Origin of the sequence: Janthinobacterium lividum (assembly GCF_034424625.1) — a bacterium.
Lineage (GTDB): Bacteria > Pseudomonadota > Gammaproteobacteria > Burkholderiales > Burkholderiaceae_D > Janthinobacterium > Janthinobacterium lividum.
Window position 1 is genome coordinate 5,821,100 of record NZ_CP139976.1, and the last position, 12,880, is coordinate 5,833,979.

The following is a 12,880-nucleotide window of genomic DNA, read 5'->3' on the forward strand; positions in this document are numbered from 1 at the left end:
TCTTCCAGTCAATTCAGAATGTTGTAGCCGCCATCGACATACAGGGTGCCGCCCGTGATGGCGCGCGCGCCGTCGCCGGCGAGGAAGGCGCACAGCGCGCCCACGTCCTCGATGGTGGCCAGGCGGCGCATGGGCGAGCGTTCGATGGCGTCGGCCATCAGGCGGTCGAAATGGGCAATGCCGGAAGCGGCCCGCGTCTCCAGGGGGCCGGGCGAAATGGCGTTGACGCGGATGCCTTGCGGCCCCAGTTCGGCGGCCAGGTAGCGCACCGACGCTTCCAACGCCGCCTTCACGGGACCCATCAGGCCATAGTCGGCGATGACTTCTTCGGCGCCCAAATAGCTCATGGTCATCAGGCTGCCGCCGTCCGGCATCAGCGGTTCGGCCAGTTTCGCCATGCGCATGAAGGAGTGGCAGGAGACATCCATGGCCTGCGCAAAGCCGTCGGCGGAACTGTCCGTCACGCGGCCATGCAAGTCCTGCTTCGGCGCGTAGGCGATGGAATGGACGACGAAATCGAGCCGCCCCCACTGCCGTTCGATCTGCGCGAACAGCGCCTCCAGTTGACCCGGCACGGCCACGTCGAGCGGCGCCATGATGGCCGCCTGCACTTGCTGCGCCAGCGGCTCCACGTGCGGCCTGGCCTTGTCATTGAGCCAGGTGACGGCCAGTTCGGCGCCGGCCGCGCGCAGGGCGCTGGCGCAACCCCAGGCGATGCTTTGCCCATTGGCAATGCCCACCACCAGGCCCCGCTTGCCCTGCAAAGGCAAGTGCTGCGGCAAGGCGGCCATCATGCCTGGACTGGACGCAGGGCGGGCCACGGCGTGGCCGCATGCACGCAGCGCACCGCGCCGGCGCGCATGGCGGCGGCGCACATGGCCAGGGTGACGCCACCGGCGCGCGCATACGGCAAGGCTATCGGAGTATGGGGGTGTAAGGTACTGCACGCGTCAGGCGCGGGGGTCTGCATCTTCATGAATCGGCTTCCGTCACTGAAATTCGAGGCCGGCACCAGTGCATTCTCGGGGAACTGGTACAGGGCGAAAATTACTCTACAGCATTTAGATACGTGATTCGCGATGAGTCCGGTCCACATGCTTATCGTTTTGAGCTAGGTCAACTATAAGTGCGATTGCGGCAATGCAACATTGATGTAAATCAAATTTTACCGCAATATTATCTAAATGAAATATTTTTCAGGCAAGCGTGCGAGCGTATGTATTTGATAATACTACCGGGCTGACGGGAAGAAAAGGAGGCATGCGGGCGCAGATGCATATCGCCTGAAAAACAAGCAAATCTGGGCAGTGGCGGAAGGCAGGCGGCAGGACGAGGCAGAAAGGGAGCCATGCTATTGCGTTGCAACATGGCCCACCATGCATTACAGGACAGACTTGAACGGTCTTATTTTTCCGGCGCCGGTGCGGGACGCGAATACAGGTCGATGATGGTGCTGATGCCATCCTGGCATACGGAGCAGAACGTCTCGCTGCGGTCGAACATGATGCACTGCATCTCTGGCCGGTAGTAGCCGGACGACTCGTAGTTCGCGCCCTCGAAAGCGCCCACCGCATGGCGCTGCGGCGCCTTCGAGAACAACTGCTGCGTGTACGCCAGGTCGGCCTTGAACAGGTCGCTCATCTCGCTTTCAGGACGGTTGGCCGCACGCAGGGCCGCGCGCTGCTTCTGGTATTCGCGCGCATGGCTGTCGTACGCTTCCTTCGGCCAGGGCGTCGGCAGCGGCGTGCCCGCCTTGACGTGGTTCTTCCATTTCAGCCTGGCCGGATCGCGCAGCGCGGTGGCGTTCGGCTCCCACGGCTCCTGGCGCTCCCCATTCGACTGGTAGGCCACGGGCGAGGTGTAGTACTCGTCGGCCAGGCCGGCGAAATGGTGGCCGAATTCATGCACGAACAGGTAATTGGCCCAGTCGTTGTTCGCTGCCGCCGTGCTGAACTGGCCAAAGATGCCGCCGCCGCCGTAGGTATCGTTATTCACGAGGATTTCGATGAATTCATACGGCGCAAATTGCGCCAGGTCGCGCAGCGCGCGGTTGTCCGTCGTCAGCACATAGCGCTCGCTGCCGAAGATGTCGTAGCGCGTGCCCAGCGGCGAGGCGTGATGCACGCCCGTCGATGGACGCGACACGCCCGATTCCTGCGTCGGCGCGGCCATGGCCCACACATTGAAGTCATTGGCCCGCTCGCGGAATGGCGAGACGGTAAACAGGTGCTCGGCCAATTTGCGCGCCGCCGCTTCGAACTTGCCCATTTCGGCGGCCGTATAGCCATCGCCCATGATCAGCAGGTCAACCTTGCCGGACGAGGGGCCACTGATGCGGATCGGGATAGGCTTGACGGGCGCTGGCGGCTGCTTGCGGATCACGTCCTGCGCCGCCGGGTCGACATCGGTGCTCCACACGATGGAAAACAGGCCGCGCTCGTCGCGCTTGAGGATGCGCACGCGCACGGGGTGCTCGGGCTGCGGGAAGCGCACGGATTCCTGGAAGGCGCGCGTGGTGGTTTTCGCTTCATCGGTGCTGGCCCATTCGCCGAAGATGGTGGAAAAACCGCGCGAGTACAGCACCTTGCCCGACTTGACGTCGACCACTTCCAGCAGATTGTTGCCGCGGTTGCTGTCATCGATGGGACGCGCCAGGTTGCCCGGCCATGGCAGGGGCTCGACCAGCACGCGCTCGACCGCATAATGCTCGCCTAGCGCATTGCCGCTGTGCTGGTAATCGAGGCGCATGGTGGCCGGCAGCGGCGCGTTGTCCGCCTGCGCGGCAGGGACGATGCCGGCGGCCAGCGCCAGCGCGCAGAGGAAGGATCGAATCGGGGTCTGCTGCATGTTATTCCTAAAACGGTAGAAAAACAGGTGAAGGGATCGGTTTTCCAAACAATCGGCGGGCCTGCCGGCAGGCGCGGGAAAAACCGCTGCGGCACATTGTAGCGACAGGACGGGAGCGTGCAAAGCGCCCATTTCAGCCGATGCGCTTGACCAGGCGATGCAATCGCTTTATATTAGATCGACTAGTCGATTTATAAAAGGACAGAACCATGCGCACCATCGATCCCGGCAAACACGCGGCCCGCCGCGACGCCATTCTCGCCGCCGCGCGCAGCTGCTTTGCGCGCAAGGGCTTTCACCAGACCAGCACCGCCGCCATCTGCGCGCAAGCGGGCATGAGCCCCGGCAACCTGTTTCATTACTTCCCCACCAAGCAAGCCATCATCGCCGCCATCGTCGACCAGGAAGGCAGCGAGACGGCCGCGTATTTCACCGGCGTGCAGGGCAGCGCCGATGCCTACGGCGCCCTGCTCGATTTCATGGACCTGGTGCTGGCGCTGGCGGCCGATGGCGACTTTGCGGGGCTGGCGCTGGACATTTCCGCCGAGGCGATGCGCGACACGGATATCGCGGCCAGGGTGGCGCGCAACGACGCTACCCTGCGCCGCGGCCTGCAAACCTTGCTGGAAGAGGCGGCCGCAGCGGGCCAGGCCGACGCCGCGCTGGACGCCGCGCAGACGGCCAGCTGGATCGCCGCGCTGATCGACGGCATCTTCAACCGGGTCGCCGTCGATCCCCAATACGCCCCGGTGGCGCAGCGGGCCAGCCTGCACCTGTTATTGGCGCGCTTCCTGCGCCCTGTCGTGGCATGAGCGGCGCCATGAAAACTTCGTCCGCGCGCATCGCCGACGTCGACGCCCTGCGCGGCTGCGCCCTGTTCGGTATCCTGGTCGTCAATATCGGCGCCTTCGCCACGCCCTGGTTCGGCCTGGGCTTGACCGATCCCGCCTTTCACGGCGGCGTGGACCGCGCCACGCACTTCCTCGTCGCCCTGCTGTTCGAGACAAAGTTCTACCTGCTGTTTTCCTTCCTGTTCGGCTACAGCTTCACCTTGCAGATGCAGGCGGCGGTACGTGCCGACGCGCCGTTCGTGCCGCGCATGCTGCGCCGGCAAGCGGGCCTGTGGCTGATCGGCGCCCTGCATGCCGTATTCCTGTTTCATGGCGACATACTCACCACCTACGCCGTGCTGGGCATCGTGCTGCTGGCGCTGCACCGCTACGGCGAACGCCGGGCACTCACTCTGGCCGGCATCCTCGTCACCGTCTGCGTGGCATTCTGGGCCGGCATGGCGTGGCTGCAAAGCCTGCAACCGGCGGGCGACGTCGCGGACAACGCCGTGGCGATGGCGCAAAAGGCGGCAAGCGCGCTGGCCGCCTATCACGCCACGCCGGCCGCCGTCGTCAAGCAGCACCTGCGCGAACTGCGTGAAATCTGGATCGTCCTGCTGCTGGTGCAGGCACCGTGCGCGCTGGCCATGTTCCTGTGCGGCCTGGCCGCCGGCAAGCGCGAGATGCTGCTGCATGCCAGCGATTATCTGCCGCTGCGCCGCCGCCTGCTGTGGGCCGGCGCACTGGCGGGACTGCCCGGCGCCGCCTTCTATGCGTGGACCTCCGTGTATGCGCAAAGCCAGGCATGGCAGGTGGCGGGACTGGCCGTGGGCCTGGCAAGCGCGCCGCTGCTGGCTGGCGCTTATGTGGCGCTGGCGCTGGCCCTGTTCGAGCGCCTGCGCGACGGCACGCTGTTTTCCCTGCTGGCCGACACGGGCCGCATGGCCCTGTCGAACTACCTGCTGCAGTCGGCCATCTGCGCCATGCTGTTCCTCGCGTATGGCGCACGGCTGATGGGCAGCGTCTCGCCGCTCGGTGCCCTGGCGCTGGCGCTCATCATCTTTTGCGCGCAGTTGCCGTTAAGCCGCTGGTGGCTGCGCGGCCACGCGTATGGCCCCGTCGAGTGGCTGCTCAGGGCCTTGACGATCGCCGCGTGGCCGTGCTGGCGGCGGTAGCGCGGCGCTTACTTGTAGCGGTACAGCGGCTGGCGCAACTGGATGGGGCGGATATCGAGGCGCAGCTTCAGCACCGAATACGCTTCCGCCTCGGTCGAGCTGTAGCCGACGCTGTTGACGGTTTTACTGAAGCGGAATTCAAAGCCCAGGTCCGGATACGGATCGCGCGGGTTGCCGAAGGCGATGCCGATGGCTTCCTGCTGCGCGTTGTCGATCAGGTTGCCCATCAGGTCCAGCACGGCGTTATTGCCGAGGATATCGTTGGTGAACACGGGTTCGCGCATGTCGGGCTGGTTCGGATCGAGCTTGTTGTCGGCCTTGTCCGGCGACGGCGTAAACACGCGCGTGACGAGGTTGAATTTATCGCCCCGGTCCAGGTAGCTGATGGCCGCATTGCTGATATTGAAATTTTTCACGCCACGGTCGCTGATGGCGCCCGACAGGTCGATCAGCAAGGCGCCGCTGTAGCCGATCACTTCCACGTCGCGCATGGCGTCGACCACCATGGCGCTGTTTTCATCGATGCCCAGGCCCAGGTGATAGCCTTTTTTCAGCATCACGGGAATCATGCGGGCGAAACGGCCGCGCACCAGCAAATGCTGGTCCACGAAGACATCGCTGCCGATGAAGCCCAGGCCAGGCGCGATCTCGCGGCCATCCGTCACGCCCATCTTGAGCATGTCGAGCACGGGTTTGGCGTCGTAGAACATGGTGGTGCTCATGATGGCGGCGCCGGCGCTGGAACCGGCGATCACGCCGCCGTTGCGGTAGACCGACCAGATGGCTTCCAGCGCGGCAGTGCGGCTGCCGTCCGGGCGCAGCAAGGCTTGCGTGATGCGTCCCTGGTCGCCGCCGGCAAAATAAATGCCGCTGGCTGACTTGATCTGCGTGACGATGGCCGGGTCTTCAGCGGCCTTGCGGTAATCCCTGTTCGGCAGCTTGACGGCCAGCGGCACGAAAAAGGCATCGGCGCCATATTGGTTCAGCTTTTTGATGATGCTTTCGCCCGATTTTTCCGGGTTCATCGCGGCCGAGGCCAGCACGGCGATGCGCGCGCCTGGCCCGCCCGACAACTTGACGATGCGCTGCCAGACTTCGGCATTGTCGGCGCGCAGGCCGCCGCCGATGATGACGAGCGTTCCCTGCGGCGCGCTGCCGATGGCACTGCCGCCCGGCGCCGCCACGGCATGGACGCTGCACAATGCCAGCGCGAACAGCAGCGCGGCGCGGAAGGTGTGATACAGGCTTGCGGATGATTTCATGGTGCCTTTCAAATACAAGAAAAGTGGCGCACGCTTGTTGATGCAGGCACGCGCCCTTGCTGCCAATACTGCTGCTTGCAATACTGCTGCTTGCAACCCAGCGCCATCGCACTACGATGCTACCCGCCGTAGATGACGGCGTTGTTGCGGTATCTCCACGCTTCTATGTAAAACTGCTTACTTGAAGCTGTAATTGGCGCTCGCATAGAAGCGCCGGCCCCGCGGATCCGTGTAGGTCGGGTCATAGCCGGACAGGAAAAAGTAGGCCTGGTTCGAATATGGCGGGCTGGTATTGAACAGATTCTGTATGCCTGCGCGCAGCTTGAACTGCTTGCTGACGGCATACGCGCCCGACATGTCCCACAGCGTGTACGCCTTGACCCGATTCGGCTTGACGACGCTGCCGTTATCCGTGTTGATGGCCGAGTTCTGGTCATCGTAGCCGCTCGAATACGTGTTCGACAGGCTGGCCGAATACGGGCCATTGTCCCAGTCGAGCGTGATCGTATGGCGCCAGCGCTGCACCACGCCTTCCGTGACGAATTTATTGAGGTTGCTGATAAAGACGTCGCCGGGGCTGGTCTGGATTTTCGAATCGAGCACGTAGGTGCCGCTCAGGTGGGCGCCGAAACGTCCCCACGCCGTTTGCACGCCATGCAGGTCGGCCGTGATGTCGAGACCCGCCGCCTTTTGCGCGCCGCGGTTTTCCTTGCGCAGCTCGATGTAGTCGATTTCATTGTCTTCGTCGCGGTGCACCAGGTCGCCATACTTGGCCAGGTTGCCCAGGATGATGTCGTCGCCGATTTCGCTGATCAGGTCCGTGCGCTTGATGTTCCAGTAGTCGGCACTGAAGGTCCAGTGCCGACTCGGCTCAAGCACCAGACCGGCCGTGAACTGGCGGCTGCGCTCCGGTTTCAGCTTGTCGTTGCTGTAGCGGCGCGTATCCCAATTATCGGCGCAGACGGAGTAATCATTGTTCTCGCTCGCGCAATACACGGGATCCGGCAGCGTCGCCGTACTGCTGTAGGCAGTGGGCCGGTGCAGGTCGGACATCGATGGTGCGCGGAAGCCCTTGCCGGCCGAAGCGCGCAGCAGCACCTGCTTGCTGGGCATGTAGGTCAGCCCGATCTTCGGACTGAGGGCGCCGCCCACCTGCTGGTAGTGGTCATAACGCCCCGACAACTGCGCCTGCCACTGTTTGGTAAACGGCAGCAGCAATTCGCTGTAGATGGCTTGCACCATGCGGCTGTCGCTGGTGGCCACGCCGCCTTCAGGCGCCGCGTCGTTATTGATGTTGTCGCTCATCAGCAACGCCGAGGGACGGAACTCGGTGCGCTCGCGGCGCACTTCGCCGCCCACGGCCAGCGCCATGTCGCCGCCACCCAGGGCCATCAGCGCGCGCGATGCCTTGAAGTCGAGCGCATCCATGGTGCCGCGCGCATGCCGTACTTCGTCATTGACCTGAATGCTGTCGAGCAGCGCCTTGCCCTTCGCGCCCGATGGGCCAAACGGGTTGATGTCGCCGGAGGCGATACCTTCCAACAGCTTGTCGTACAGGACATAACCATGCGTGTCGCGGTCCTTCACGACGTTGACGCTGTGATTGAAGCCCACGTCGTAATCCCAGCCGGCGAGCGTGCCGCTGGCGCCCACCACGAAGCGCTGGCTCTCGCTGGTCAACTGGCTGGTGCGCATGCCCGCCTCGTTCAGCCGCATGCGCAGCTCCAGTTCGCGCGCAGTCGGATTGCCGTCTTCGTCGACGATGCTATCGAGGCCGGTATTGGCCAGCTGCGGCACCTTGCTGTAATCGAGATAGCCGATCACGCGCGCCGACGAGCCCACGTAATAGCTGCGCGAACGGCTCAGCGCCACTTCCGCGTACAGCTGGTGCTCGTTATTCAGTTTCAGTACGCCGCGCGTGAGCAGGTTCTGCTTGTCCGTCTTCGGATACAGCTCCGTGTCGCCCATGTAATCGTAGGTACAGGCATCGACGCCGCCCGTTCCCGCTGGCAGGTACAGATTGGCCGGCGGCGAACAGTTCGGGATCGACGGATTGATCTGCCGGCCGCTGATCGGCTGGCCATTGAGCAGGAAGCCCTGTTCCTGCAAATAGTCGCGCTGCTCCCCCGACAGGCGGATATTCGCCGGGCTGGTAAAACTCGACAGCAAATGCCCCAGGCGCTGCGGAACCTGCAGGTTCGGAATGAACTTGCGTTGCGAGGAACTGAGGCGGTCGGTTTTTTGCAGGTCGACCACGGCGAAGATATTGTAGCCATCCGTGCCCAGGTCGCCCGTGCCGGCAGTGATGCTGGCCGTGCGCTTGCCGGCGCCGCCTTCATCGGTGCGGCTGCCGTAGACGTTCAGCTCCACGCCCTGGAAATCCTTGCGCGTAATGAAATTGATCACGCCGCCGATGGCGTCCGTGCCATACAGGGCCGAGGCGCCATCGAGCAGCACTTCCACGCGCTGCAGGGCGGCGGCAGGAATGTTATTCAGATCCACGCCCGCATCGTCACCGGGCGAGGCAAAATTGGCCATGCGCCGGCCGTTGAGCAGCACCAGGGTCGATGACGTGCCCACGCCTCGCAGGTTGGCGCTGTTGAAGCCGCGCTGGTCGCCGCCGATATTGATGCTGGCGCCGTCCGTCAGGCCTCCCACGTTGGCCGACACGCGCGCCATCAGCTCGGCCGCCGTCGTCACGCCCGCCTTTTCGATCTCGGCGCGCGTGATGATCTGCACCGGCAGCGCCGTCTCCGATTCCAGCCGCTTGATGGCCGACCCCGTGATTTCCACGCGCTGCATTTTTTTCGGTGCGGCGTCGCCGTCCTGCACCTGCTCCTGTGCCTGCGCGCCGCCGGCTAGCATGCCCAGCGCCGCCGACACGCTCAGGGCGCCCAGCGCCAGTCGCACGCCTTGCGCCAGCACCGACTCGCGTGGCAAGGAGCCGCCGTCTTGTCTTTTCATGTGCATTGCCATTCTCCCCAATGATGATGCCTGATTTTTATAATGACTTTGAGACTGCCTTGCGTTGCTTTGAAGCTGTTTTCCGGGGTCCCTGCACGCCATGCTCGCCGCCGTACAGATAGGCGGCGATGACTTCGCTCAGACGGGCCGCTTTTTCAACGTTCTTCTTGTTCGACACCATCAGCGCCACAGCCAGCGCTTCGATCATGGCCAGCGCCGTGCTGGCGCTGCTGGGCAGGACGGGGTGTGTGCTTTGCGCATACAGCGCGTGATCGGCCAGTTCGGCCAGGGGCGAGGCGGGCGAATCCGTGAGCGCCACGATGCAGGCGCCGCGGTCGCGCGCGAAGCTGGCCAGGCCGATGCAGTCGAGCGTGTAGCGGGGAAACGAGATCACCACCAGCACGTCGTGCGCCGTCAGGTTGACCAAATGGCCGGCCGCCACTTCCGAGCCGCCGATGCCCACCACCTCCACCACATGCGGGCAAAATGGCTGCAGATGCTGCACCAGCATGCCTGCCAGGTTGGCCGACAGGCCAAAACCCATCACATACACCACCCTGGCGCGCGTCAGGCGGCGCACCACGGCCTGCATGGCGTGCGGCGACAGGGCATCGGACGTGGCGGCGATATTCGCGGCCGCATATTCCAGGCTTTCCGTGATGGGCGACGTGGTGCGCGCGCGGCGCTCTATCGTGCGGCGCAATTTGTCGACTGGCTGCAACAGCGATTGCAGGGTTTCGGCCATGGCGCCGCGCATGGCCGAATAATTCTTCTGGCCGATGTCGCGCGCGAAGCGGCTGATGGTGGCCGTCGATACCTGGCAGCTGTCGGCCAGTTCCTCGATGCCCAGCGCCGTCACCCGCATCTGGTTGCGCAGCAGGTAGTCGGCGATCTGCCGCTGCGAAGCCGAGCCGCCGGCCAGCACGTGCATCAGCGCCTGCCCCAGCGGAGACTGCGCGAACGCGGCATCGGGCGACGCCAGCATGCCAGCCCGTGGCGTGTGGGGACTGCTGCGTGCAGGATTGGCGGATGCTCTCATATCACTGGCGGCCTGTATTCTGGGGTACTGCGGATCACTGGCGGAAGGCGAAATCGGGTCGCTGGAACTTACTGTACTCATATCAAAAAGAAAACTCAACAAATATTTGTAAAAGGATTTTCATTGATTTACTTCGTGAAAATATTGCTACATAATCGACCGAAATCCATCAACCGCGCCCCGTTTTGGGGCGAATTCACCATGCAAGTACAACAGCACCCCATCTCCACCGCGCACGCCAGCGTAGCGTGCCAATTGAGCAGCTTTCACTTCGGCACCGCGGCAGCCACCAGCCGCAGCGGCAAGAAGGTCTACATCCAGGCGGCGCTGCATGCGGATGAAGTGCCGGGCATGCTGGTGTCGCAATTTTTGCGCCGCGAACTGCTGGCGCTGGAGGCGGCGGGCAAGGTGCATGGCGAAATTATCCTGGTGCCGGCCGCCAATCCGATCGGCCTGGCGCAAGCCATCCATGGCGCGCCGTTCGGCCGCTTCGACCTGACCACCGGCATCAACTTCAACCGCGCCTACCGCCACGTGGCCGATGAATTGAAAACCACGCTCGATGGCCAGCTGGGACAGGATGCGCAAGCCAACGTGGCGCTGATACGCGAGCATGCGCGCGCGGCCGTCGCCGCCTGGCGGCCGGGCACGGATGCGGAGACCTTGAAGAAAACCCTGCTGGGCATGGCCATCGACGCCGACATCGTGCTCGACCTGCATTGCGATAACGAGGCGGCCCTGCACATTTACACGGGCACGCCGCTGGCGGCGCAGATCGCGCCCCTGTCCGCACTCTTGGGCGCGCGCGCCGTGCTGCTGGAACTGGCGGCTGGCGAAGAGCCGTTCGACGAAGCGTGCAGCCGGTTGTGGTGGGATCTCGGCGCGCACTTCGGCGGACGCTATCCGATTCCCGCCGCCTGCCTGTCGACCACGGTCGAGTTGCGCGGCGAAGTGGAAGTGAGCTACGCCCTGGCAGAGCGCGACGCCGCCGCCCTGCTGCGCTTTCTCGCCATCGAGGGCGTGCTGGAGATAGCCGGCGCCGGCGACGATCTGCCCGCGCCGCAATGCGAACCGACGCCGCTGGCCGGCGTAGAACCGATCCTTGCGCCGCATCATGGCGTGCTGGTGTATCTGCGCGAAATGGGCGACGTGCTGGCCGCCGGCGACGCCGTGGCCGACCTGATCGACCCCGTCAGCGGCGAGACGACAACCTTGCGCTGCACCGTGGCCGGCGTCTTTTTTGCGCGCAGCGCCCACCGCCACGTCCTGCGGGGCATGAACGTCGGCAAGGTCGCCGGCGCCGTCGCCTTCCGCGGCGGCAGCCTGCTGAGCCAATAAATGTCACAAAAAAGCGCCATGAGAAAATTCAAGCTCCCCAATACCTTCGTCCTGCTGTGCGGCATCCTGGCCATGATCGCCCTGGCGACATGGCTGGTGCCGGGCGGGAAATTCGATACCCAGCTGGTCAACGGCAAGCAGCTGATCATCCCCGGCACGTTTCACTATGTCGACAACAAGCCTCAGGGACTCGCCGCGCTGATGATGGCGCCCATCAAGGGCTTCGTCGACGCCAGCCTGATCATCGGCTTCGTGCTGATCGTCGGCGGCGCCTTCGCCGTGCTGCAAAAAACGGAAGCCTTCGATTCGCTGATTAAGGCCGTCGCCAAGGCGCATACCAGTTCGCGCTTCGTGCGCGCCGCCATCATCCCCGTCTTCTTCACGATGTTCTCGCTGGGCGGCGCCACCTTCGGCATGAACGAGGAAGCGATTCCCTTCATCCTGATCTTCGTGCCGCTGGCCCTGGCCCTGGGCTATGACACCATCACGGGCGTGTCGATTCCCTTCATCGGCTCGCAAGTGGGATTTTCCGCCGCCTTCCTGAACCCGTTCAACGTCGGCATCGCGCAGGGCATCGCCGGGGTGCCGATCTTTTCCGGCATCGGCTACCGCCTGATCGTGTGGGCCATCGCCACGGCGGTCAGCATCGTGTTCTTGATGTGGTACGCGGCGCGCATCAAGCGCCATCCGGAAAAAAGCCCGACCTACCTGCTCGATATCGAAAAGCGCAGCGAGCACACATTGGACCTGAACAGCTTTGCCGGCATGACGCGCACGCACCGCGCGGTGCTGTGGATTTTCATGGCAACCTTGCTGACGATGGTCGTCGGCGTCGTCAAGTACGACTGGTTCATCGATGAAATCGCCGCCCTGTTCCTGGTGATGGCCATCGTCGTCGGCCTGGTCGGCCGGCTCGACATGGACAGCCTGGTGGCATCGTTCGTGCAGGGCGCGCGCGACATGGTCAGCGTGGCGCTGGTCATCGCGCTGGCGCGCGGCACCATGATCCTGGCGCGCGACGCGCAGATCATCGACACCATGCTGCACGCATTGACGCCCCTGGTGGCGTCGTCGAGTCCCATCTTCGCCGCGCAAAAGATGTTCTTCATGCAGTCTGTGATCAACTTCTTCATCCACTCGGGCAGCGGCCAGGCGGCTCTCACCATGCCCATCATGGCGCCGCTGGCCGACCTGGTGGGCGTGACGCGCCAGACGGCCATCCTGGCCTTCCAGTTCGGCGAATTCACCACGCCGATGATCCCCACTTCCGGCATCACTGTCGGCGTGCTGGCGCTGGCGCGCGTGCCCTGGATTACGTGGGCCAAGTGGATGATTCCGCTGCAGCTGATTTACCTGGTGCTGGCGCTGCTGTTGCTGATTCCGCCCTGCCTGATGCACTGGCAGTAAAAAAGGCCACGGCGATGC

General features: G+C 63.9%; 10 protein-coding genes. 4 read left to right on the forward strand and 6 right to left on the reverse strand.

Annotation, left to right across the window (positions count from 1 at the left end):
* Positions 1-8 precede the first annotated feature (8 nt).
* The 3 genes from fabI to U0004_RS26295 form a co-directional block, all read right to left on the reverse strand.
* Positions 9-794 carry an enoyl-ACP reductase FabI gene (fabI, locus tag U0004_RS26285; protein ID WP_170846361.1) on the reverse strand — a complete coding sequence of 262 codons (786 nt, stop codon included), beginning with the start codon at positions 792-794 and terminating at the stop codon, positions 9-11.
* Complete coding sequence (locus U0004_RS26290; RefSeq protein WP_139144132.1) at positions 791-976, reverse strand: hypothetical protein; 186 nt, start codon at positions 974-976, stop codon at positions 791-793. Before U0004_RS26290 ends, fabI begins: the two co-directional genes overlap by 4 nt.
* 428 nt (positions 977-1,404) lie before the next feature.
* Positions 1,405-2,847, reverse strand: a complete 1,443-nt coding sequence (locus tag U0004_RS26295; protein WP_070256081.1) for an IgA Peptidase M64 — start codon at positions 2,845-2,847, stop codon at positions 1,405-1,407.
* A gap of 209 nt (positions 2,848-3,056) precedes the next feature.
* On the opposite strand from U0004_RS26295, the gene U0004_RS26300 reads away from it, so the two are divergent.
* Complete coding sequence (locus U0004_RS26300; protein WP_070256084.1) at positions 3,057-3,659, forward strand: TetR/AcrR family transcriptional regulator; 603 nt, start codon at positions 3,057-3,059, stop codon at positions 3,657-3,659.
* Positions 3,660-3,667: 8 nt separating this feature from the next.
* A complete protein-coding gene (locus U0004_RS26305) occupies positions 3,668-4,852 on the forward strand; it encodes a DUF418 domain-containing protein (RefSeq protein WP_070256088.1) in 1,185 nt (394 codons plus the stop codon).
* A gap of 8 nt (positions 4,853-4,860) precedes the next feature.
* Here U0004_RS26305 and U0004_RS26310 read toward each other — a convergent pair whose 3' ends face one another.
* The 3 genes from U0004_RS26310 to U0004_RS26320 all read right to left on the reverse strand — a co-directional run bounded on the left by U0004_RS26310 (position 4,861) and on the right by U0004_RS26320 (position 10,117).
* Positions 4,861-6,114: a cyanophycinase gene (locus tag U0004_RS26310; RefSeq protein WP_034780338.1), complete on the reverse strand. Its 1,254-nt coding sequence runs from the start codon at positions 6,112-6,114 to the stop codon at positions 4,861-4,863.
* Positions 6,115-6,291: 177 nt separating this feature from the next.
* A complete protein-coding gene (locus U0004_RS26315; RefSeq protein WP_115057585.1) occupies positions 6,292-9,084 on the reverse strand; it encodes a TonB-dependent receptor in 2,793 nt (930 codons plus the stop codon).
* A 31-nt stretch (positions 9,085-9,115) separates the two neighbouring features.
* The gene (locus U0004_RS26320) at positions 9,116-10,117 is read right to left on the reverse strand and encodes a MurR/RpiR family transcriptional regulator (RefSeq protein ID WP_070256094.1); all 1,002 of its coding nucleotides are present in this window, start codon (positions 10,115-10,117) and stop codon (positions 9,116-9,118) included.
* 201 nt (positions 10,118-10,318) lie between these two features.
* Here U0004_RS26320 and U0004_RS26325 point away from each other — a divergent pair, with 201 nt between their 5' ends.
* Together U0004_RS26325 and U0004_RS26330 are read left to right on the forward strand one after the other, a co-directional pair.
* Positions 10,319-11,455 (forward strand): succinylglutamate desuccinylase/aspartoacylase family protein, encoded by a 1,137-nt coding sequence (locus tag U0004_RS26325; protein ID WP_070256141.1) that lies wholly within the window; start codon positions 10,319-10,321, stop codon positions 11,453-11,455.
* 18 nt (positions 11,456-11,473) lie between these two features.
* Positions 11,474-12,862, forward strand: coding sequence for a YfcC family protein (locus U0004_RS26330; RefSeq protein ID WP_081345603.1), 1,389 nt, complete (start codon positions 11,474-11,476; stop codon positions 12,860-12,862).
* The last annotated feature ends 18 nt before the right edge of the window (positions 12,863-12,880 follow it).

Coding starts and splice junctions, on each gene's coding strand:
- U0004_RS26330 (WP_081345603.1), top strand. CDS start 11,474: ATGAGAAAATTCAAGCTCCCCAATACCTTCGTCCTGCTGTGCGGCATC.
- U0004_RS26325 (WP_070256141.1), top strand. CDS start 10,319: ATGCAAGTACAACAGCACCCCATCTCCACCGCGCACGCCAGCGTAGCG.
- U0004_RS26300 (WP_070256084.1), top strand. CDS start 3,057: ATGCGCACCATCGATCCCGGCAAACACGCGGCCCGCCGCGACGCCATT.
- fabI (WP_170846361.1), bottom strand. CDS start 794: ATGATGGCCGCCTTGCCGCAGCACTTGCCTTTGCAGGGCAAGCGGGGC.
- U0004_RS26310 (WP_034780338.1), bottom strand. CDS start 6,114: ATGAAATCATCCGCAAGCCTGTATCACACCTTCCGCGCCGCGCTGCTG.
- U0004_RS26320 (WP_070256094.1), bottom strand. CDS start 10,117: ATGAGAGCATCCGCCAATCCTGCACGCAGCAGTCCCCACACGCCACGG.
- U0004_RS26290 (WP_139144132.1), bottom strand. CDS start 976: ATGAAGATGCAGACCCCCGCGCCTGACGCGTGCAGTACCTTACACCCC.
- U0004_RS26305 (WP_070256088.1), top strand. CDS start 3,668: ATGAAAACTTCGTCCGCGCGCATCGCCGACGTCGACGCCCTGCGCGGC.
- U0004_RS26295 (WP_070256081.1), bottom strand. CDS start 2,847: ATGCAGCAGACCCCGATTCGATCCTTCCTCTGCGCGCTGGCGCTGGCC.
- U0004_RS26315 (WP_115057585.1), bottom strand. CDS start 9,084: ATGCACATGAAAAGACAAGACGGCGGCTCCTTGCCACGCGAGTCGGTG.